Below are 22,031 nucleotides of genomic sequence, written 5' to 3' on the forward strand. Positions count from 1 at the left end.
TCCTCCGTGCGGCCCGTGAAACCGGGAGGGCGGGGTGGGAGGGTGGTCGTCGCGACCGGGACCGGGCCGTGGACCGGGGCCTTGGCGGCGGGGCTACTGCTGCTTGCCGATGACCGGGCCGTAGAAGGTGCTGCCCCGGAAGTCGATGTGGTCCCCGCCGGTATGGGGGCCCTCCCGGGAGTCGGAGGCCCGGGCGCGCGGGTGGTGCTTGCGCAGCACCTCCACGGCCACCGACGCCGCCTGCGCGGCGGCCCGCTCCTGGGAGCCGGCCGCGTCGGCCGTGTGCTTGCGCGCGTCCGCGCGGTCGCTGATCCCGCGGATCACCAGCGCGTGCACCTGCCCGCTGAGATGTGCCGCGTGCGCCGCGCCGGAGCCCTCCATCTCGATGGCCGCCGCGTCGTTGTAGTGCTCACGCAGATCCTTCGCGATCCGCGCCTCGGCGTCCGCGAGGACCACGTCCCCGGAGGCGATCGGCTTGAAGTGCGTGCGTACGGCGGGCATGTCCCGGACCGCCGAACGCGCTGCCTGCACCAGTGCGTTGGAGCCCGGCCAGGACTCCGGGCGGGACAGGAAACCGCCAGGGGCCCACTTGCCGCCGTGGATGCCGTACACCTTCGTGCCCACGACGACGTCCCCGATCGCGATGTCGTCCTTGAGGCTCCCCGCGACCCCGACGAACAGCACCGCCTCCGGGCGCAGCCACTCGATGAGCTGGGTCGTGAGGGACGCCGCCGTTCTCTCTCCCTCGCCGAGTTCGGCGAGCGCGACGTACCAGTCGGTGCCCGCGAGGCGTCCTTGCTCGATACGGGTGCCGTCGCGGTGCACGAACTCCTCCCGATGCTCGATGTGCCCGCGCACGGCGGCGTACTCCAGTGCGAGCGCGGTGAGGACGACAACGGTGGGAACCCTGGGATGTGTCTGCGGCACACCCCTAAAGTACTGCCAAGTGGTCGCAAACGGCGGGCTGTTGGACAGCGGGGGAGAAGGGCGACGACGTGCCGGACGAGAGTGACGTCACCGCCGGGCAGTTGCTGCTCGCCGAGTACCAGAGCGTCAAGGACGAGCAGAAGGCGCGGATCGGGTTCCGGGACAACCTGCTGTACGTCACCCTCGCCGTCGTCGCCGCCGTCATCGCGGCCGCGGCGCAGGCCAAGCAGGCGTCGATGCTGCTCGCGCTGCCGCCGGTGTGTGTGGTGCTGGGGTGGACGTATCTCGTCAACGACCAGAAGATCTCCGCCATCGGGGCGTACATCCGCGGTGAGCTGGGGCCCCGGCTCGCGCGGCTCGCCGGTGAGGAGTCCGTCTTCCGGTGGGAGAGCTTTCACCGCGGGGACGCGCGGCGGGTGGCCCGGAAGGTCACGCAGCTCGTGGTCGACCTGCTCGCCTTCTGCGTCGTACCGCTGAGCGCGCTCGCCGTGTACTGGGCCGGGGAGGTCAGCCGGGGTTTGTTGATGATCTCGGTGGTCGAGGCGTGCGTCGTGGTCGGGCTCGCGGTGCAGGTCGTGGTGTACGCGCTGCCGTTCGGCGGGGGTGAGGACGTGGCATGAGTGCTGATCACGTCGACTTCCGGGGCGGCACCTTCTACGGGCCGGTCACCGGGGTCGCCCAGGCCCCCGCGCCCACCGCGCTCGACTCCCTGCCCGCCAAGGCCGCCGGCTTCACCGGGCGGGACGCGGAGCTGGGCCGGCTCCTCGACGCGCTCGACCCGGCCGCGCCGGGCGATCCGGAGCAGGCCGTGCTCGTCACCGCCGTGTCCGGGCTGGGCGGCATCGGGAAGACGGCGCTGGCGGTGCAGGCGGCGCACGCGGCGCGGGAGCGGGGGTGGTTCCCGGGCGGGGTTCTCTTCGTCGACCTGCATGGATACGACGACGCGCCCGTGACCGCCGGTCCGGCCCTGCAGGCCCTGCTGCGCGCCCTCGGCGTCGAGCCCGAGCACATCCCGGCGACGGTGGACGAACAGGCGGTGCTGTACCGGTCGGTGCTGGCCCGGCGCGCGCGTGAGCGCGGTGCGGTGTTGCTCCTTGCCGACAACGCGTCGTCGCCGGATCAGGTCCGGCCCTTGGTGCCGGGGAGCGCACGGCACCGGGTGCTCGTGACGTCCCGGGACCGGCTGCCGCAACTGGGGGCGCGGCTCGTGCCGTTGGACCAGCTCACCCCCGAGGCGGCGTACGAGGTTCTGGACCTCGCGCTGCGGATCGCGGATCCGCGGGACCGCCGGGTGCGCGACGACCCGGAGGCCGCCGGGCGGCTCGCCGGGCTCTGCGGCCATCTGCCGCTGGCCTTGCAGATCGCGGCCGCGCTGCTGGCGGAGGACCGCGAGATGCCGGTGGGGGAACTCGTCGGGGAGCTCGCCGAGTCGCGTGATCGGTTGTCGTATCTCGATGACGGCGAGCGGAGTGTGCGTGCGGCGTTCGATCTCTCCTACCGGCGGCTGCCGCCCGAGCAGGCGCGTGTGCTGCGGCTGCTCGCCATCGCGCCCGGCCCGGAGATCAGCGACGAGGTCGCCGCCGCGCTGGCCGGTACGGACGCGCCGCCGGCCCGGGAGCTGAAGGCCCTGGCGCGGGCCCATCTCGTCGAGCGGGCGAGCGGGCGCGGGTGGTGGCGGTTGCACGACCTGGTGCGGGTGTTCGGGGCGGGTGTGGTGGCCCCGGAGGAGGGCGTGGCCGCGCGGCAGCGGGTGCTGGAGTGCTACCACCGGTGGGTGGACGCGGCGAACGAGCGGGTGCGGTGGCTGCAGGGCGAACCGGAGCCGCAGCGGTTCGCGCACCGTGAGCAGGCGCTGACGTGGGTGGACGGCGAACGGGCGGGGCTGGTGGCGGCGGCGTCGTGGGCGCGGGAGGAGCGGCTCGCCGGCACGGCGGTGGGGCTGGCCCTGTGCCTGGGGGCATATCTGGACTGGCGGCGGTACTTCGACGACTGGATCACCGTCTCCCGTGCCGCCCAGGAGGCGGCTCACCGCGCCGGGAACCGCCGCCGCGAGGCCGCGGCGTTGAACAACCTCGGCCTCGCCCTGCGGCAGGCGGGCCGGGCGGAGGAGGCGATCGACGCCCACTCCCGGGCCCGGGACCTGTGCCGGGCCGCCGGGGACCGCCACGGCGAGGCGGGTGTGTGGAGCAACCTCGGCACCGCCTTGCGGCAGGCGGGCCGGGTGGAGGAGGCGATCGACGCCGACACCCGGGCCCGGGACCTGTGCCGGGCCGCCGGGGACCGCCACGGCGAGGCCAGGGCGTGGAGCAACCTCGGCACCGACCTGTGGAAGGCGGGCCGGGCCGAGGAGGCGATCGACGCTCACACCCGCGCGCGCGACCTGTGCCGGGCCATCGGGAACCGGCCCCGCGAGGCGGGCGTGTGGAACAACCTCGGTGTCGCCCTGTTGGCGGCGGGCCGGCCGGACGAGGCGATCGAGGCGTACGGCAAGGCCCTGGAGATCTACCGGGAGTTCAAGGACTGGTACAGGGCGGGCACGTCCCTCCGCAACCTGGCCGCCACCCACGTGATCGTCCACCGTCCCGCCGAAGCCCGCACCTGCTTTCTCCGGGCCGCCGACGCCTATGCCCGGGCCGACGCCGCGGAGGAAGCCGCCCGGGCCCGCGCCTGGGCCGACGCCCTCACCGAGGACCCCGCACCCACCGGTACACCAGCTCCGGCCGCCCCACCTGCCCGTACAGCGGACTCCGTCCCGCCCTCCCCGCGTCCACCAGATGCTCCAGATAGCGGCGGGCCGTGATGCGGGAGATGCCCACCGCCTCGGCCACGCCCGCCGCGGTGAGTCCTTCCTCCGCCTCCCGCAGGGCGGCCGTCACCCGTTCCAGGGTCGGTGCGCTGAGGCCCTTCGGGAGGGCCGCGGGGCCGGGGGCGCGCAGGGTGGCCAGGGCGCGGTCCACCTCGTCCTGACCGCTCGCCTCGCCCGCCGCGCCGCGGAACTCGGCGTAGCGGACCAGCCGGTCCCTGAGGGTCGCGAAGGTGAAGGGCTTCAGGACGTACTGCACGACGCCGAGCGACACCCCCTCCCGGACGACCGTCAGGTCGCGCGCCGACGTGACCGCGATGACGTCCGCGTGGTGGCCGGCCGCCCGCAGGGAGCGGGCCAGTTGCAGGCCGTGGACGTCCGGCAGGTGCAGGTCCAGCAGCAGCAGGTCCACCGGGGTGCGGTCCAGCGCGCGGCGCGCCTCCGCGCCGGTGTGCGCCGTGCCGACGGCGACGAAACCCGGGACCCGGCCGACGTACATCACGTGCGCGTCGGCGGCGACGGGGTCGTCCTCGACGACGAGGACGCGGATCGGCTCGGCGGCCGGCGGCGTCATGACGTACCTCCGGCGACCGGGGCCGTGCGCAGGGGCAGCCGTACCTCGAACCGGGCGCCCCCGCCCTCGGCCGTCGCCACCGACAGGGCGCCGCCGTGGCGGTGCACGGTCTGCCGGACCAGGGCCAGGCCCAGGCCGCGGGCCCGGCCGCCGGGGCCGGCCGGTGCCGGCTTGGTGGAGAAGCCGCGCTGGAAGACCAGGTCCGCCTGCGACGGGTCCACGCCCGCGCCGGTGTCCGACACCCGCAGCACCAGTTCGCCGTCCTGCGTGTACGCCGCGACCGTGACCCGTGCCCGGACACTGCCCTGGGCCGCGTCGACCGCGTTGTCGATGAGGTTGCCGAGGATGGTGACCAGGTCGCGGGAGGGCAAGTCCTCCGGCAGCACCCCGTCGTCGAGACGGCTGTCCGCCGACACCTCAAGTTCCACGCCCCGCTCGTTGGCCTGGGCCGTCTTGCCCAGCAGCAGGGCCGCGAGGACCGGTTCGCCGACCGCCGCCACCACCTGGTCCGTCAGTGCCTGGGCCAGTTCCAGTTCGGCGGTGGCGAAGGCGACCGCCTCCTGCTCGCGGCCCAGCTCGATCAGCGAGACGACCGTGTGCAGGCGGTTGGCGGCCTCGTGCGCCTGGGAGCGCAGGGCCTGGGTGAAGCCGCGCTCCGAGTCGAGCTCGCCCATGAGGGACTGCAGTTCCGTCACGTCGCGCAGGGTGACGACCGTGCCGCGGCGTTCCCCGCCCGACACCGGCGAGGTGTTCACCACCAGCACCCGGTCGGTGGTCAGGTGCACCTCGTCCACGCGCGGCCCGGAGCCCAGCAGCGCGCCCGTCAGCGGCGCGGGCAGGCCCAGCTCCGCCACCGAGCGGCCGATCACCTCACCGGACACGCCGAGCAGTTCCCGGCCGCCGTCGTTGATCAGCGCCACCCTGTACTGCCCGTCGAGCATCAGCAGCCCCTCGCGCACGGCGTGCAGTGCCGCCTGGTGGTAGTCGTGCATGCGGCTCAGCTCGGTCGCGTTCATGCCGTGGGTGTGGCGGCGCAGCCGGGCGTTGATCACGTACGTGCCGATCGCGCCCAGGGCCAGGGCGCCCGCCGCCACGCCCAGCAGCGCGGTCAGCTGGCCGCGGACCCGCTCGGTGATCGCCTCGACCCGTATGCCCGCGCTGACCAGGCCGACGATCCTCCCGTCCGCCTCCACCACGGGGGTGACCGCGCGCACGGACGGGCCGAGGGTCCCGGTGTACGTCTCGGTGAAGGTCTCGCCCCGCAGGGCGCGCTCGGTGTGGCCCAGGAAGCGCTGGCCTATCTCGCTCCGCCGGGGGTGCGTCCAGCGGATGCCCCGCGGATTCATGATCGTGACGAAGTCGACGTCGGTGTCCCGCATGACCCGCAGCGCGTACGGCTGGAGCGCGGCCGTCGGGTCGGGGGTGCGGATCGCCTCCCGTACGGAGGGGGAGTCGGCGACCGAGCGGGCCACCGCGGTGGCCTGGCGGCCGGCCGCCTCCTCGGCCTGGCGGCGGTCGCTGACGTAGGTGAAGAGCGCGTACCCGGCGACGACCACCGCGATGAGCACGGCCTGCATGGCGAAGAGCTGGCCGGCCAGGCTGCGGGGGCGGGGGACGGACGGGATGCGCATGGGCATCAGTCTGCCTCTCCGCCGAAGTGTGAACTAAATGAACGGAAGGGTGACCGCCCTCACAGGCCGGGAGATAGTCACGTGCATTCCCCGGAGATTCGCCGGTCCTTCCCCCGGAGAATCCCGCATCTTCCCCCGGACGTGAGCCGCACGCCGGTGATGCCGACGACGTCGTCAAGGAGGGCAGCCGTGACCAGCACACCCGAAACGGCACCTGCCGCAGCCCCCGCTCCTTCGGGCAAGCGGGACAAGCGGGACCGCACCCACTATCTCTACATCGCGGTGATCATCGCGGTGGCCCTCGGCATCGCCGTGGGTCTGGCCGCTCCGGACTTCGCGGTGGAGCTGAAGCCCATCGGTACGGGCTTTGTGAACCTGATCAAGATGATGATCTCGCCGATCATCTTCTGCACGATCGTGCTCGGTATCGGTTCGGTGCGGAAGGCCGCGAAGGTGGGCGCCGTGGGCGGCATCGCCCTGGTCTACTTCCTCGCGATGTCGCTGGTCGCCCTCGCCATCGGTCTCGTCGTCGGCAACATCCTGGAGCCGGGCACCGGGCTCGCCGTCACCGACGCGGTGAAGGACGCCGGGCACGCCCAGGTCGACGGAGAGGCCAAGGACACCACCGAGTTCCTGCTCGGCATCATCCCCACCACGATCGTCTCCGCCTTCACCCAGGGCGAGGTGCTCCAGACCCTGCTCATCGCGCTGCTCGCCGGGTTCGCCCTCCAGGCCATGGGCTCCGCCGGCCAGCCGATCCTGCGCGGGGTCGAACACATCCAGCGGCTGGTCTTCCGCATCCTCGCCATGGTGATGTGGGCCGCGCCCATCGGTGCCTTCGGTGCCATCGCCGCCGTCACCGGCTCCGCGGGCCTGGACGCGCTCAAGAGCCTCGCCGTGCTGATGCTCGGCTTCTACGTCACCTGTTTCCTGTTCGTCTTCCTCGTCCTCGGCGCGCTGCTGCGGATCGTGTCCGGGCTGAACATCCTCACGTTCTTCAAGTACCTGGGCCGTGAGTTCCTGCTGATCCTGTCCACGTCCTCCTCGGAGTCCGCGCTGCCGCGGCTCATCGCCAAGATGGAGCACCTGGGCGTCAGCAAGCCGGTCGTCGGCATCACCGTCCCGACCGGCTACTCCTTCAACCTCGACGGCACCATGATCTACATGACCATGGCGTCCCTGTTCATCGCCGACGCCATGGGTACGCCGATGTCGGTCGGCGAGCAGATCCCCCTGCTGCTGTTCCTGCTGGTCGCCTCCAAGGGCGCGGCGGGTGTGACCGGCGCCGGGCTCGCCACCCTCGCGGGCGGCCTCCAGTCGCACAAGCCGGCCCTGGTCGACGGCATCGGGCTCATCGTCGGCATCGACCGCTTCATGAGCGAGGCGCGCGCCCTGACCAATTTCGCGGGCAACGCGGTCGCCACCGTCCTGATCGGCACCTGGACCAAGGAGATCGACAAGGAGCGGGTCGCCGAGGTCCTCGCGGGCCGGGCCCCGTTCGACGAGAAGACTCTCCTCGACGACCACGGCTCCGCCCCGGCGGACACCGAGGCCGGCACGGAGCTGCCGGAACGGGAGCAGCGGGTGGAACTGGCGAAGGCGTAGACCACGCAGGCCGGCCGGCGGCCTGCGGCCGGCGGTGGTGAGGCCGGTCGAATCGCGGCCGGGGCGCCCGCGGGCTGGTGCTCCGGCCCGCTGTCGGGCGGTGAGCGGTACGGCTGTCGGCCGGTGGGCGGAGGCCCGTGAGCCGGGGGGCTGGGGCGCCCGTCGGCTGGGAGCCGGGAGCCGGGAGCCGGGAGCCGGGAGCCGGGAGCCGGAAGCCGGGATCCGGGATCCGGGGGCCTGCGGGGTGGAGGCCTGGCGCCGTCGATCAGTGACCGTACCCGCTGTCGGTCGGTGGGCGAGGCTCCGGGACGTCCGGGGGCCGGACCGCCGGCGTCGGCCGACGTCGTGGGTACGTCGGCAGGTGCCGGCGGTCCGGCCGGGGGCGGGTGAGGTCAGCCGCCCCCTTTCCCCTGTCAGGCCCCTCGGGCCGGGCGGCCCCGGTGGCCCCCTCCGGCCGGTCCGCCGGCCGGAGTCCCCCTCACGCCGCCACCTCCGCCCGTCCGTGGCTCCCGGCCTCCTGCCGGGTGACGTGGCGGCGCCGGCTCGGCAGGCCCCCGGTGGGGTTGGCGACGCCCCAGGTCGCGCCCTTGCAGATCAGTTCCTTGTAGAGGGCGGCCACGCGGCCCGTCATGGCGCCGTCCTTCGCCCGGTCGTCGGCGGTGACGAACTGGATCAGGCCGTCCTTGCGGCCCAGGGAGACGCACTGCTGGTAGTAGCGGATCGAGAGGTGCGGGACCTTGGTCCCAGCGAGACGCGCGGCGATGGCGTCGGCGGCCTGCCAGGCCATCGGGACGCCCGAGGCGCAGGACATCCGCAGCGGCTTGTCGCTCGGGCCGATGGCCATCGCCGCGTCACCCACGGCGTACACGTCCGGGTGGGAGACCGAGCGCATCGTGCCGTCGACCACGATCTGGCCCCGGTCGGTGACCTCCAGGGTGGTGGCCCGGGCGACCGGGTGGACGGCGAAGCCGGTGGTCCACACGGTCACCTCGGCGGGGAGGGTGCGGCCGTCGGCCGTCGTCACGCTGTCCGCCGCCACGGCGGCGACCTCGGTGTCCTCGTGGACCGTGATGCCGAGCCGGTCCACCACCGTCCGCAGGTGGGCGCGGCCCTTCTTCGAGAGCCAGTCGCCGAGGGCGCCGCGGACGGCCAGGGAGACAGCGAGGTCCGGGCGGGCCTCGGCGATCTCGGTCGCGGCCTCCAGGCCGGTCAGGCCGCCGCCGACCACCACCACGGGCCGGCCGGCCTCCAGGGCGGCCAGGCGGTCGCGCAGGCGCAGGGCGCCGGGGCGGCTCGCGATGTCGTGGGCGTGGGCGGCGACACCGGGGACGCCTCCGTCGTTCCAGCCGCTGCCGAGGGCGTAGACCAGCGTGTCGTACTCCAGTTCCTCGCGCCCGGAGCCGTCGACGGCGGTGACCGACACCGTCTTGCGGTCCGCGTCCACGGCGGTGACCTTCGCGAGCTTCAGCGCGACGCCCGTGCCGGCGAACATCTCGTGCAGCGGCCGGTACCGCAGGGGCTGGCCGGTCGCGAGCTGGTGCAGCCGGACGCGCTCGACGAAGTCGGGCTCGGGGTTGACGAGGGTGATGGCGACGTCCGCGCGGTGCAGCCGCCGGGCGAGGCGGCCGGCGGCGATGGCTCCGGTGTAGCCGGCTCCGAGGACGACGATGCGGTGCTGCATGTGTCTGCTCCTGTCTGCGGGAACTGCGTGGTGCCCCTTGAACCGGGCAGCCCCGCGATTCCTGACGGGATCAGGATGTGAAGCACGTCACATGACGTCAGAGGGTGTGGAGCGGGGTGCCGCCGAGGCGCCCGGCGGCCCACCGCTCGCTCGCGCGGACGAGCTTGTCCGGGTTGACCTGGCTGCGGACCGCGGCGATGCCCTCCTCGGTGACCTCCAGACAGGTGATCCCGACGACCCGGCCGTCCACGACCGCCACGAACGCGGGCTCGCCGTTCGCGGTGGTGGCGTGGATCTCGAGCGCGCCGCCGACGAGCGCCCGCTTGGCGGCGCTGGGCTTGAACAGGCCGCGCAGGAACCTGGCGACCGCGAGCGCGCCCTCGAAGGCCTTCGTGCGGGCGGGGACCTTGCCGCCGCCGTCGCCGACGGAGACGGCGTCCTGGGTGAGCAGGCGGACGAGGGGCTCGGTACGGCCGCTGGTCGCGGCGGCCAGGAACTCCTCGACGATCGCGCGGGCGGCGGCCTCGTCGATCCGGGCGCGCGCCTTGCCGGCCGCCACGTGCTTCTTGGCCCGGTGGAAGATCTGCTGGCTGGCCGCCTCGGTGATGTCCAGGATCTCGGCGATCTCCCGGTGCGGGTAGTCGAAGGCCTCGCGGAGCACGTAGACGGCGCGCTCGCTCGGGGACAGGCGCTCCAGCAGGACGAGGACGGCGTACGACACCGACTCGCGCTGTTCGGCGCTGTCGGCCGGGCCGAGCATCGGGTCCCCGGCGAGCAGCGGCTCGGGGAGCCACTGGCCCACGTACGTCTCCCGGCGGGCGCGGGCGGACGTGAGGAGGTTGAGGCAGAGGTTGGTGAGGACCTTGGTCAGCCAGGCCTCGGGCACCTCGATCTGCCGGACGTCGGCGGCCTGCCAGCGCAGGAACGTTTCCTGCACGGCGTCCTCCGCCTCGCTCGCCGAGCCGAGCAGCCGGTAGGCGATGGCCTCCAGCCGGGGCCGCGCGGCCTCGAAGCGATCGACGTCACTGGTGATCAGGGCCATGCCGCGATCCTAGCCGCCACGGGGACCAACGGCAGGCGAGTCACGCGGCCCCCGCGCCCGGCCTGCGGCCTCGCGTCCGGCCTGCGGCCCGCCGCCTGTGCGTGCCGCCAGGGGCACGCACCCCGCTCGCCCCGCCCCACCCCGCCGCCGCAAGGCACCCGCCCCCTCCACTGCCCGCCGGGGCCCCGGCGCCCGCTCCCTACCGCCGTAACCCCCACCCCCCACCCCCCTCCCGGGCACCCTTGCCTTGACCTCGGCGTCAAGGCTTACGTTCGGGTGTATGCGAATCGGCGAGCTGGCCACACGGGCCGGGACCACCACGCGGGCGCTGCGGTACTACGAGGCGCGGGGGCTGCTGCCCGCGCGGCGTGACGACAAGGGGTACCGGGACTACGACGAGTCGGATCTGCGGCTGCTGCGGCAGATCAGGACGTTGCAGGACTTCGGGTTCGACCTGGAGGAGACGCGGCCCTTCGTGGAGTGTCTGCGCGCCGGGCACCCGGAGGGCGACGTGTGCCCGGCGTCGCTCGCGGTGTACCGCCGCAAGCTGGACGAACTCGACGCGCTGATCGGCGAGTTGCAGGCGGTGCGGGCGAAGATCGGGGTACGGCTGGCGCTGGCCGAGGATCCGATGTGCGAACTGGGAGGGCAGGTGTTGTGATCAGGGCAGCGGGTGTGGCCGAGGTGACGGACGCGGACTTCGCGGCGGAGGTGATCGGATCGGAGCTGCCGGTGCTGGTGGAGTTCACCGCCGACTGGTGCCCGCCGTGCCGGCAGATGGGGCCGGTGCTCAGCGCGGTGGCCGCCGAGGAGGGGGAGCGGCTGAAGGTGGTGCAGCTGGACGTGGACACCAATCCGGAGACCACGAACGCCTACAAGGTGCTGTCCATGCCGACCTTCATGGTCTTCCGGGACGGGGAGCCGGTGCGGTCGATGGTGGGGGCGCGGCCCAAGCGGCGGCTGCTGGAGGAGATCGCCGAAGCGCTCTGACGCCCCCCGGCGCGAGAGGTACGAGAACCACGAGAAATCCCCCGGGCAATTGCGCCCGGGGGATTTCTTTGCGTATATTCAATGGTTCGCGACTTCAATTACATGGTCGCGGGAAAGTTCAGCGACCACAGTATATCCGGCCGGGAGCGGAATTGTCAAACTCCGAATTTCCAGACGATGAAATGCGTCAGGAGCAGGAATTCATCGACGATCTGTACGCGCGCGTCGACGTCCTGCGCGGCGAGACCGAGTCCTCGGTCACGGACGCTCTCGCCCAGGGCGACAAGCCGATGCAGGCCCGGCTGGAGCGCGACATCCTGGTCGCCGAGCGCTCCGGGCTGCTCGCCGCGCTCAACGCGGTCGACGGCTCCCTGTGCTTCGGCCGGATCGACCTGACCTCCGGCGTCCGGCACCACATCGGCCGCATCGGCCTGCGCGCCGACGACGCCGAGCGCACCCCGGTCCTCATCGACTGGCGCGCGGACGTCGCCCGGCCCTTCTACCTGGCCACCGGCCACACCCCGATGGGCCTGCGCCGCCGCCGGCACATCGCCACCGAGGGCCGCACGGTCACCGCCCTGCACGACGAGTTCCTCGACGTCGGCGACCGGGAGCGCACCGGCCACGAGGACCCCAGCGGCGACGCGGTGCTGCTCGCCGCGCTGAACTCCGCGCGCACCGGCCGGATGAGCGACATCGTCCAGACCATCCAGGCCGAGCAGGACGAGATCATCCGCGCCCCGCACCGCGGCGTCCTGGTGGTGGAGGGCGGCCCCGGCACCGGCAAGACCGCCGTCGCCCTGCACCGCGCCGCCTACCTCCTCTACGAGCACCGGGAACTGCTCGCCAGGCGGGCCGTGCTGATCGTCGGCCCCAACCCGGCCTTCCTCGGCTACATCGGCGAGGTGCTGCCCTCCCTCGGCGAGACCGGCGTGCTGCTGGCCACCGTCGGCGAGCTGTACCCCGGCGTGAAGGCGACGGCCAGGGACACGCCGGAGGCCGCCGCGGTCAAGGGCCGCGCCGACATGGCCGACGTGCTCGCCGCCGTCGTACGCGACCGGCAGGCGCTGCCCGACCCGGTCATCGCGATCGAGCACGACCGGGAGGTGCTGATGCTCGACGACGGCCTGGTGAGCGTCGCCCGCGAGAGGACCCGCGCCGCGAAGCTGCCGCACAACGCCGCCCGCGAGCACTTCGAGGGCCACATCCTCAACACCCTCACCGAGCTGTACGCCGAGCGCATCGGCACCGACCCCTACGACGGCTCCAGCCTGCTGGACGCCGCCGACATCACCCAGATCCGCGACGACCTCGCCGAGAACCCCGAGGTGTGGGCCGCGATCGATCAGTTGTGGCCGGTGCTCACCCCGCAGCGGCTGGTCGCCGACTTCCTCGCCGACCCGGAGGGCTACGTCTCCGACGAGGACGCCGCCGCCATCCGCCGCCCGGTCACCCGGGCCTGGACGGTCGCGGACGTACCCCTGCTGGACGAGGCGGCCGAACTCCTCGGCGAGGACGACCGCGCGGCCCGCGCCCGCGCCGAGCGGGAGCGGGAGACCCAGGTCGCCTACGCGCAGGGCGTGCTGGACGTGTCGTACGCCTCCCGGACGTACGAGTTCGAGGACAAGGAGGAGGACGACCCGGAGGCCTCCGAGGTGCTGTCCGCGCACGACATCATCGACGCCGAGCGGTTCGCCGAGCGGCACGAGGAGGCCGACCACCGCAGCGCCGCCGAGCGCGCGGCGGCCGACCGCACCTGGGCGTTCGGGCACATCATCGTCGACGAGGCGCAGGAGCTGTCGCCGATGGCGTGGCGGCTGCTGATGCGGCGCAGCCCGACCCGCTCGATGACCCTGGTCGGCGACCCCGCGCAGACCGCCGAAGCGGCCGGCGTCGGCTCCTGGCGGGAGATCCTCCAGCCGTACGTCGAGGACCGCTGGGAGCACACCCGGCTCCGCGTCAACTACCGCACCCCTGCCGAGATCATGGACCTCGCGGCGGCCGTCGTCCGGGCCGTCGACCCGGACTTCGAACCGCCGAGCTCGGTCCGCTCCACGGGCGTACGGCCCTGGGTGCGCGCCACCGACGACCTGCCCGGCGCGGTCGCGAAGGCGGTCGCCGAACTCACCCCCGCCGAGGGACGCCTCGCCGTCATCGCCCCGCGCGACCTGCACCGCAGCCTCGCCGCCCGGCTCGACGGGGTGACCGCCGGCGCCGAACCCGACCTGACGCGGACCGTCGTCCTGCTCGACCCGCGCCAGGCCAAGGGCCTGGAGTTCGACTCCGTCCTGGTCGTCGAACCCGCCCGGTACGGCACCAGCGACCTCTACGTCGCCCTGACCCGCGCCACCCAGCGGCTCGGCGTCCTGCACACCGGGGCCCTCCCGGACGGGCTCAGGCAGGCCGCAGCCACACCGTAGCCAGCGGGGGCAGCGTCAGCCGGATGCTCGCGGGGCGGCCGTGCCAGCCCTGGGGCTCCGGCTTGACGGGGTCGGGCCGGGTGACGTCGCTGCCGCCGTAGCGGGCGGCGTCGGTGTTCAGGACCTCGTGCCAGGCGGGGATGTCGTCGGGGACGCCGAGGCGGTAGTCCTGGCGGACCACGGGGGAGAAGTTGCTGACCGACAGCAGCGGCGTGCCCTCCGCGTCCAGGCGCAGGAAGGCGAGCACGTTGTCGTCGGCGGCGTCCGCGACGATCCACTGGAAGCCGTCCGGGTGGACGTCCCGCTCCCACAGGGCCGGGGTGGCGCGGTAGACGGTGTTGAGGTCCCGCACCAGGTCGCGCACCCCGCGGTGGTCGGCCTCCGCGCCGTACGCCGGGTCGAGCAGCCACCAGTCCGGGCCGTGCGCCTCCGACCACTCCGCGCCCTGCGCGAACTCCTGGCCCATGAAGAGCAGTTGCTTGCCCGGGTGGGCCCACATGAAGCCCAGGTAGGCGCGGTGGTTGGCGCGCTGCTGCCACCAGTCGCCCGGCATCTTCGACACCAGCGACCGCTTGCCGTGCACGACCTCGTCGTGGGAGATCGGCAGGACGTAGTTCTCGCTGTACGCGTACACCATCGAGAAGGTCATCTCGTGGTGGTGGTGCCTGCGGTGCACCGGGTCCTTGCTCATGTACTGGAGCGAGTCGTGCATCCAGCCCATGTTCCACTTCAGCCCGAAGCCGAGGCCGCCGAAGCCGCTCGGGCCCTTGTGATGGGTCGCGCGGGTCACGCCGTCCCAGGCGGTGGACTCCTCGGCGATCGTCACCACGCCGGGCGCCCTGCGGTACACGGTCGCGTTCATCTCCTGCAGGAACGCCACCGCGTCCAGGTTCTCCCGCCCGCCGTGCTCGTTGGGCACCCACTGGCCCGGCTCGCGCGAGTAGTCCAGGTAGAGCATCGAGGCGACCGCGTCCACCCGCAGCCCGTCGATGTGGAACTCCTCGCACCAGTACACCGCGTTGGCGACCAGGAAGTTGCGCACCTCGCGCCGCCCGAAGTCGAACTCCAGCGTGCCCCAGTCGGGGTGCGCCGACCGCCGCGGGTCGGGGTGCTCGTACAGCGGCCGGCCGTCGAACTCGGCCAGCGCCCAGTCGTCGCGCGGGAAGTGCGCGGGCACCCAGTCCATGAGGACGCCGATGCCCGCCTGGTGCAGCGCGTCCACCAGGTACTTGAAGTCGTCCGGGGTGCCGAGCCGGGCGGTCGGCGCGTAGAAGCCGGTGACCTGGTAGCCCCAGGAGCCGCCGAAGGGGTGCTCGGCGATCGGCATCAGCTCCACGTGGGTGAAGCCCATGTCCTTGACGTACGCCGGGAGCTGCTCGGCCAGCTGGCGGTACGTCAGCCCCGGACGCCACGAGGGCAGGTGGACCTCGTAGACGGACAGGGGCGCCTCGTGCGCGGGCCGCTCCGCGCGGCGGGCCAGCCACTGCGCGTCGCCCCACTCGTACGCCGACGCGTGGATGACCGACGACGTGTTCGGCGGAATCTCGGTGCGGCGGGCCATGGGGTCCGCGCGCAGCGTCCGCGAACCGTCCGGCCGGGTGATCTCGAACTTGTACAGCTCACCTTCGCCGATCCCGGGCACGAACAGCTCCCACACCCCGGACGAGCCCAGCGAGCGCATCGGGAACCCGGTGCCGTCCCAGAAGTTGAACGTGCCGGCCAGGCGCACGCCCCGGGCGTTCGGCGCCCACACCGTGAACCGGGTGCCGGTCACGCCCTGATGGGTCATCGGGTGCGCGCCGAGCGCCGTCCACAGCTGCTCGTGCCGGCCCTCGCCGATCAGGTACAGGTCCAGCTCGCCGAGCGTGGGCAGGAAACGGTACGCGTCCTCCGTCTCGATCACCGTCTCCTCGTACGCCACCTCCAGCCGGTACCCCTCCGGCAGCTCCTGGAGGGGGAGCAGCGCGGAGAAGAAGCCCTGACCGTCGTCGTGCAACTCCGCCCGCAGCTCCCCGCACAGGACCGTGACCGACCTGGCGTACGGCCGGAAGGCCCGGAAGGCGACCCCGCCGGGCACCCGGTGCGCGCCCAGCACGGAGTGCGGATCGTGATGCGTCCCGGACAGCAGCCGCTCGCGGTCGGCGGCGTCCAGGGCGGGGGTGGGGGCGGGGACCACAAGGGGGACCGCGGCCGGGGTCTGCGCCGCGGGTGCCTTCCCGGCCGGTGCCTTTGCGGCCTGTGTCTTCTTGACCGGGGTCTTCTTGGCCGGTGTCTTCTCGGCGGGGGTCTTCTTGGCTGGTGTCTTCTTGACGGGGGCCCGCTTCTGCGCGGCCTTCCTGGCGGGGGCCTTGACCGTGGCCGTCCCGTCGGTGGTCTTGGCCGCGGTCTTCTTGGCGAGCGCCTTCTCCGCGGTCGTCTTCTGTGCGGTCGCCGTCTCGGCGAGCGACGTGTCCGCGAGCGGCGTTTGCGCTGTCGTCTTCTCGGCGGTGGTCCGTTCGGCGGTCGTCTTCCTGGCGGCGGTCTTCTTCGCGGCCGGCTGCTTGGCGGCCGTCTTCTTGACGGTTGCCTTCTTGACGGCTGCCTTCTTCGCGGGTGCCTTCTCCGCCGCCGACTCGGCCGTGGTCTTCGCCGGCCGCTTGGCGGCGGCCTTCTCGGCCACCGTCGTCTCGGCGTCCGCGCGGCCGGCCGCCGCCTTCTTCGCCACCGTCTTCTTCGCCGCCGCCTTCTGGGCCGGTGTCCGGGCGGCCGCCTGCGCGGCCGTCTTCCTGGCGGCGGCCTTCTTCGCCGTCGCCTGGCGAGGCACGGTCTGTTTCGCCGCCGTCTCCTGCGCGGAGCGATTCTCGGCCGTCTGCTGCGGGTCCGAACCGCTGGAGGGGGTGCGGGGAGTCACGGGCGGAGCCTCCTGGGAGGGATCAGGGAAGGTCAGGTCGATGGGGTCGAGGCCAGGCGCCGTATCGCCGACAGCGGTACCGGGAGCCAGTCGGGACGGTGCCGGGCCTCGTAGACCACTTCGTACACCGCTTTGTCGGTTTCGTACGCGCGCAGCAGCACCGGGTCGTGGCGCGGGTCGCTCCCGCCGGCCTCCGCGTACCCGGAGCAGTAGGCGGCCCGGCAGGTCTCCGCCCAGCCCGGCACGCCCGGCTGTACGGAGTGCGCGGCGTAGTCGAAGGAGCGCAGCATCCCGGCGACGTCCCGCACGGTCGGCTGCGGCATCCGCCGCTCCGCGAGGGACTTGGCCGGCTCGCCCTCGAAGTCGATCAGCGTCCACTGCCCGGCGGGCGAGCGCAGGCACTGCCCGAGGTGCAGATCGCCGTGGACGCGCTGGGCGGTCCAGGTGCGGCCCTCCGCGCCGAGCTGCGCCACCGCCTCGAAGGCGCTGCGCAGACGCGGCGCGTACGGGCGCAGCGCGGGCACCGCCTGGGCGGCGGCGTCCAGCCGCTCGACCATGGCGTCGACCAGCGGCTGGAGCTGGGCCGGACCGAGGGTGACGGTCGGCAGGGCGCGGGCCAGCGCGGTGTGCACCTCGGCGGTGGCGCGCCCGAGCGCCCGCGCCTCGGCACCGAAGTCCTGGCCCTTGGCCAGCTCCCGCAGGGCCAGCTCCCAGCCGTCGGCCGCGCCCTGGACGTAGGGCTGGAGCACACCCAGGACGTACGCCTCACCGCCCAGCTCGGCGCGCAGCCACGCGGTGGGCGCGGGCACCCGGGGGCAGCCCTCGCGGGCCAGCGCCAGCGGCAGCTCCAGGTCGGGGTTGACGCCGGGGACGATCCGGCGCAGCAGCTTGAGAATGAACGTATCGCCATAGACGACCGACGAGTTGGACTGCTCGGCCGTCACCGCGCGGGCGACGAGACCGGGCCGGATCTCCTGGCCGGGGTCGCGCTCGAAGCGCAGTCCGCCGATGCGGGCCTGGGTGCGCAGCGCCTCCAGGAGCAGGTCGGCGGGGCGGGTGTCGTACAGGGCCTCGTAAACCGTGTGCCCGGCGAGGGGGCCCTCGGTGACATGGCCGATCAGCGCGGGCGCCAGCCGCGGCGGCAGCGCCTCGCGCACGCCTATCAGCAGCTGGTAGCAGTCGCCGGGGGCGGTGGCCGCGCCCGGCACCGGGGTGAGCGGCTGGTGAACCTGGACCAGCAGGTGGTACAGGCCCAGCCGGCCACCGGGCGGCATGAGTTCGGTGGCCGCAACCAGCGTGAACCCGGTCACCGGGCGCCCTTTGCCCGCGAACCACCGCTGGCGCGGCAGCCACTGGCTCAGCAGGGGCTCCAGTGACGCGAGCAGGCCGGGGCCGGCCGAGAGGACGGGGCGGGTGACGGCTTCCGACATGGGCTGCGTCCTTTCCCCGGAAGAGGTTTCGGGGGTTGCCCGGAGTGTTCGGGGGGTTACGGCATGCGTGCCCCGGGCGGGGCGGAGGAAACCGCCCCGCCGCGGGTTCTAGGGGGTGTCCTTGCGGAGCCGGAACCAGTAGAAGCCGTGGCCCGCCAGAGTCAGCAGGTACGGCAGGTCCCCGATGGCGGGGAAGCGGACCCCGCCGATCAGCTCGACCGGGTGGCATCCGGCGAAGGACCGCAGATCCAGCTCGGTCGGCTGCGGGAAGCGGGAGAAGTTGTGCACGCACAGCACCAGGTCGTCGCCGTGCTCCCGCAGGAACGCCAGGACCGCCGGGTTGGAGGACTGGAGTTCGGTGTACGAGCCGAGGCCGAAGGCGGGGTTCTGCTTGCGGATCTCGATCATGCGCCGGGTCCAGTGCAGCAGCGACGAGGGCGATGCCATGGACGCCTCGACGTTGGTGACCTGGTAGCCGTAGACCGGGTCCATGATCGTGGGGAGGAAGAGGCGGCCGGGGTCGCAGGTGGAGAAGCCCGCGTTGCGGTCGGGTGTCCACTGCATGGGGGTGCGGACGGCGTCCCGGTCGCCGAGCCAGATGTTGTCGCCCATGCCGATCTCGTCGCCGTAGTAGAGGATCGGCGAGCCCGGCAGGGACAGCAGCAGGGCCGTGAACAGCTCGATCTGGTTGCGGTCGTTGTCCAGCAGCGGCGCGAGCCGGCGGCGGATGCCGATGTTGGCACGCATCCGCGGGTCCTTGGCGTACTCCGCGTACATGTAGTCGCGCTCTTCGTCGGTGACCATCTCCAGGGTCAGCTCGTCGTGGTTGCGCAGGAAGATGCCCCACTGGCAGCCGGAGGGAATCGCCGGGGTCTTGGCCAGGATCTCGGAGACGGGGTAGCGGGACTCGCGCCGCACGGCCATGAAGATGCGCGGCATGACCGGGAAGTGGAAGGCCATGTGGCATTCGTCGCCGCCGCTGGCGTAGTCGCCGAAGTAGTCGACGACGTCCTCCGGCCACTGGTTGGCCTCGGCGAGGAGGACCGTGTCGGGGTAGTGGGCGTCGATCTCCTTGCGGACCCGCTTCAGGAACTCATGGGTCGCCGGGAGGTTCTCGCAGTTGGTGCCCTCCTCGGCGTACAGGTACGGCACGGCGTCCAGCCGGAACCCGTCGATGCCCAGGTCCAGCCAGAACCGCAGCGCGGAGATCATCTCCTCCTGCACCGCCGGGTTCTCGTAGTTGAGGTCCGGCTGGTGGGAGAAGAACCGGTGGAAGAAGTACTGCTTGCGGACCGGGTCGAAGGTCCAGTTGGAGACCTCGGTGTCGACGAAGATGATCCGCGCGTCCTGGTACTGCTTGTCGTCGTCGGCCCACATGTAGTAGTCGCCGTAGGGGCCGTCCGGGTCCTTGCGGGACTCCTGGAACCACGGGTGCTGGTCGCTGGTGTGGTTCATGACGAAGTCGATGATGACCCGCATGCCGCGCTGGTGGGCGGCGTCCACGAACTCCACGAAGTCCGCCAGGTCACCGAACTCCGGGAGCACGGCGGTGTAGTCGGAGACGTCGTAACCCCCGTCCCTGAGGGGGGATTTGAAGAACGGCGGCAGCCACAGGCAGTCCACGCCGAGCCACTGCAGGTAGTCCAGTTTGGCGGTCAGTCCCTTGAGGTCGCCGACGCCGTCGCCGTTGCTGTCCTGGAAGGACCGGACGAGGACCTCGTAGAAGACGGCGCGTTTGAACCACTCCGGGTCGCGGTCCTTGGCGGGCGTGTCCTCGAAGGTGTCCGGGACGGGCTCGTTGACTGTCATGGTGTGGGTGACCCTCCGATCTGCGGGTTGGACGGTCGCAGGACGGTGAGGACGTGTGCCGGCCGGAGGCCCGGTTCCAGGCGCACGTAGTTGGCCCTGCCCCAGTGATAGGTCTCGCCGGTGAGCTCGTCGCGCACCGGCACCGACTCGTGCCAGTCCAGGCCGAGTTGCGGCATGTCCAACGAGACCGTGGCCTCCTGGGTGTGGTGAGGGTCGAGGTTCGCGACCACCAGAACCGTGTTCGAACCGTGCCGCTTCGAGTACGCGATCACCGCTTCCTGGTCCGCGTGGTGGAAGTGGAGATCGCGCAGCTGCCGCAGGGCCGGGCTCCGTCGCCGGATCTCGTTCAGGCGGGTGATGAGCGGGGCGATGCTGTGCGGGGCGTCCCAGTCGCGGGGCCGCAGCTGGTACTTCTCCGAGTCCAGGTACTCCTCGCTGCCTTCCCGCAGGGGGGTGTTCTCGGGCGGCAGGTAGACGACGTCGAACCCCATCCCCGCGATCGCCGGGAGACGCCGGGCGGCCGTGCGGAACGTACCGTGCGGACGCTCCGGCGTGCCCTCCGAACGGGGGAAGAACTCGTACCACGAGCCGTACAGCGCCCGCTCCCGCTCCACCAGCAGGGGCAGCGGATCGGACGCGGTGACCAACTCCCGCAAGGGGTGGCGGGCGAGCGCCGCCTCCACCTCCGGGGTGAGCGCCGCCGCCAGGCGGGCCGCGGCCGGGCGGGACTCGTCGCGCAGGGCGTCGACGGCGGCGAGCACCGGGCCGCGCTCCCCGGCGGGCATGCCCTCGGCGGCCCGTTCGTACAGTCGTGCGCCCTCCTCCAGGACGAGCCCGGTGTCGATCCCGGCCGGGATCTTGATGCGGGCGTGGTGGTGCCAGGTGGTGACCGGGTCGGCCCACGCCTCGACCGTGTAGGTCCAGCGGCCGGGCGCGCCCGCAATCACGGTGGCGCCCCAGCGGTCGGTGCCGGGGGCGAGTTCGCGCATCGGCGTCCACGGGCCGGGCCGGCCGTCCGGGTCCCGCAGGACGACATTGGCGGCGACCGCGTCATGGCCCTCCCGGAACACGGTGGCCGAGATCTCGAAGCTCTCGCCCGTCACCGCCTTCGCGGGCCGGCGGCCCTGCTGGACCAGCGGACGGACGTCGAGAACCGGTATGCGTCCGACGGCGGTGGCCTCGCGGCCCGCGGAAGCCAGCTCCGCGGTCGTCGGGCCCGTGTCGGCGCGGTGCGCGAGGGGTGTACCGGTACGGGGGGTCGGGGGTGCTGACGAGTGGTGCTTGGCGGGCATCACCGCTCCTGTCCGCGTCAACGTGGGTGGGCGGATTGCTTGTGGGGAGGTGGGTTCTGCGTGAGGTGCCTGTGAGGTGTACCGCAGGAGCCTTCCCACACTGTTCGGGTGGGCAATCCGGCACTTTGTTAACTACTCACGCGTATGTCTGCGCACAAGACCGGCCCCGTCCGGGAGTGGCGGGACCGGTGCCCGGACCGTGGTGCCGGGAACGCGGCGCCCGGCGCGGCCGGTTCGGCGGACCGGGCCCGCGCGCGCTCACCGCACCGGTCGCCCGGCCCGCTGCCGCAACCCGCGCGACCTGCGCCGGACCGGTCTTCCGGCGCTCGGCGGGGTGCGGTGGCGCGACGCTCGCGACGGGTGCGCAGGAGAAGGACACATGAGTGCCGGGGCGGCATGCGGCGGCGACCGTGAGGGCCTGTCCCGGACCCGCGAGGGAGAAAAGTCTGGCTGGAAACGCCCCGTTGCCCACGACGACCGGATACGGCACAACGGCGGCACGAAGTCGTGCATCCCGCGCCCCGGTTGGGCGCCGCGGCCGCCGAAGTACCCGCCCCGCGCCGTCCACAGCCGTGCCGCGGGCCGGGCTGACACGCGCCCCGCTTCTCGGCGACCTGCCCTCCTGCCGTCGGCGCAGCGCCTGTTCCCCCTTTCGGCGTCACCGGGGACCTGCCGCTGACGCAGCCCGGGTCACGCGCTTCCGGTATCCGCCCTTCCGCACGGCGCCCGCGTCCGCGCGGCTGCCCGAAGCCCCCCAAGGTGACCCAGGGGTGCGGAATCGGCCATACCGGTCAGGGTGGGGTGACGGTGACGGTCCGACGAGCCGGGCGCGGCGCTCGCGGAGTCGGCCACGGCGCGGCCGGGTAGCCACTACCGTCGACAGAGACAACTCCGTCGAGAAGGACAACACCATCCAGAACGACAGCACACAGAAGAA

General features: G+C 72.9%; 15 protein-coding genes. 6 read left to right on the forward strand and 9 right to left on the reverse strand.

The window, feature by feature from the left end; all coding sequences use genetic code 11:
* Positions 1–93: 93 nt before the first annotated feature.
* The gene (locus tag G7Z13_RS24360) at positions 94–927 is read right to left on the reverse strand and encodes a 5'-methylthioadenosine/S-adenosylhomocysteine nucleosidase (RefSeq protein WP_166002363.1); all 834 of its coding nucleotides are present in this window, start codon (positions 925–927) and stop codon (positions 94–96) included.
* Positions 928–995: 68 nt separating this feature from the next.
* Here G7Z13_RS24360 and G7Z13_RS24365 point away from each other — a divergent pair, with 68 nt between their 5' ends.
* Both G7Z13_RS24365 and G7Z13_RS24370 read left to right on the forward strand, forming a co-directional pair.
* Positions 996–1,547 (forward strand): hypothetical protein, encoded by a 552-nt coding sequence (locus G7Z13_RS24365; RefSeq protein ID WP_166002364.1) that lies wholly within the window; start codon positions 996–998, stop codon positions 1,545–1,547.
* Positions 1,544–3,727, forward strand: coding sequence for a tetratricopeptide repeat protein (locus G7Z13_RS24370; protein ID WP_166002365.1), 2,184 nt, complete (start codon positions 1,544–1,546; stop codon positions 3,725–3,727). The genes G7Z13_RS24365 and G7Z13_RS24370 overlap by 4 nt, the downstream gene beginning before the upstream one ends.
* Here the strand turns inward: G7Z13_RS24370 and G7Z13_RS24375 are convergent.
* Both G7Z13_RS24375 and G7Z13_RS24380 read right to left on the reverse strand, forming a co-directional pair.
* Entirely contained in the window at positions 3,609–4,304 is a 696-nt protein-coding gene (locus G7Z13_RS24375; RefSeq protein ID WP_166002366.1) for a response regulator, read from the reverse strand. The two genes, G7Z13_RS24370 and G7Z13_RS24375, sit on opposite strands and share 119 nt — an antisense overlap.
* The gene (locus G7Z13_RS24380) at positions 4,301–5,935 is read right to left on the reverse strand and encodes a sensor histidine kinase (RefSeq protein WP_166002367.1); all 1,635 of its coding nucleotides are present in this window, start codon (positions 5,933–5,935) and stop codon (positions 4,301–4,303) included. Before G7Z13_RS24380 ends, G7Z13_RS24375 begins: the two co-directional genes overlap by 4 nt.
* Positions 5,936–6,124: 189 nt before the next feature.
* Here G7Z13_RS24380 and G7Z13_RS24385 point away from each other — a divergent pair, with 189 nt between their 5' ends.
* Positions 6,125–7,540 (forward strand): cation:dicarboxylase symporter family transporter, encoded by a 1,416-nt coding sequence (locus G7Z13_RS24385; protein ID WP_166002368.1) that lies wholly within the window; start codon positions 6,125–6,127, stop codon positions 7,538–7,540.
* Positions 7,541–8,018: 478 nt separating this feature from the next.
* Here G7Z13_RS24385 and G7Z13_RS24390 read toward each other — a convergent pair whose 3' ends face one another.
* Both G7Z13_RS24390 and G7Z13_RS24395 read right to left on the reverse strand, forming a co-directional pair.
* Entirely contained in the window at positions 8,019–9,221 is a 1,203-nt protein-coding gene (locus G7Z13_RS24390) for an FAD-dependent oxidoreductase (RefSeq protein ID WP_166002369.1), read from the reverse strand.
* Between the two features lie 97 nt (positions 9,222–9,318).
* On the reverse strand, positions 9,319–10,263 hold the full coding sequence (locus G7Z13_RS24395; protein ID WP_166002370.1) for an RNA polymerase sigma-70 factor: 945 nt from the start codon (positions 10,261–10,263) through the stop codon (positions 9,319–9,321).
* A 280-nt stretch (positions 10,264–10,543) separates the two neighbouring features.
* On the opposite strand from G7Z13_RS24395, the gene G7Z13_RS24400 reads away from it, so the two are divergent.
* The 3 genes from G7Z13_RS24400 to G7Z13_RS24410 all read left to right on the forward strand — a co-directional run bounded on the left by G7Z13_RS24400 (position 10,544) and on the right by G7Z13_RS24410 (position 13,673).
* A complete protein-coding gene (locus G7Z13_RS24400; protein ID WP_166002371.1) occupies positions 10,544–10,924 on the forward strand; it encodes a MerR family transcriptional regulator in 381 nt (126 codons plus the stop codon).
* The gene (locus tag G7Z13_RS24405; RefSeq protein ID WP_277347413.1) at positions 10,921–11,253 is read left to right on the forward strand and encodes a thioredoxin domain-containing protein; all 333 of its coding nucleotides are present in this window, start codon (positions 10,921–10,923) and stop codon (positions 11,251–11,253) included. The genes G7Z13_RS24400 and G7Z13_RS24405 overlap by 4 nt, the downstream gene beginning before the upstream one ends.
* Positions 11,254–11,435: 182 nt before the next feature.
* Positions 11,436–13,673 (forward strand): UvrD-helicase domain-containing protein, encoded by a 2,238-nt coding sequence (locus tag G7Z13_RS24410; RefSeq protein WP_166002372.1) that lies wholly within the window; start codon positions 11,436–11,438, stop codon positions 13,671–13,673.
* Here the strand turns inward: G7Z13_RS24410 and glgB are convergent.
* The 4 genes from glgB to G7Z13_RS24430 all read right to left on the reverse strand — a co-directional run bounded on the left by glgB (position 13,648) and on the right by G7Z13_RS24430 (position 21,094).
* Entirely contained in the window at positions 13,648–16,563 is a 2,916-nt protein-coding gene (gene glgB / locus G7Z13_RS24415; RefSeq protein ID WP_240926337.1) for a 1,4-alpha-glucan branching enzyme, read from the reverse strand. The two genes, G7Z13_RS24410 and glgB, sit on opposite strands and share 26 nt — an antisense overlap.
* Positions 16,564–16,595: 32 nt before the next feature.
* Positions 16,596–17,993: a phosphotransferase gene (locus G7Z13_RS24420; protein ID WP_166002373.1), complete on the reverse strand. Its 1,398-nt coding sequence runs from the start codon at positions 17,991–17,993 to the stop codon at positions 16,596–16,598.
* 108 nt (positions 17,994–18,101) lie between these two features.
* Positions 18,102–19,802, reverse strand: a complete 1,701-nt coding sequence (gene treS / locus G7Z13_RS24425; protein WP_166002374.1) for a maltose alpha-D-glucosyltransferase — start codon at positions 19,800–19,802, stop codon at positions 18,102–18,104.
* Entirely contained in the window at positions 19,799–21,094 is a 1,296-nt protein-coding gene (locus tag G7Z13_RS24430) for a maltotransferase domain-containing protein (RefSeq protein WP_166002375.1), read from the reverse strand. Before G7Z13_RS24430 ends, treS begins: the two co-directional genes overlap by 4 nt.
* Positions 21,095–22,031: the final 937 nt, after the last annotated feature.

It is taken from the genome of Streptomyces sp. JB150, from assembly GCF_011193355.1.
GTDB lineage: Bacteria > Actinomycetota > Actinomycetes > Streptomycetales > Streptomycetaceae > Streptomyces.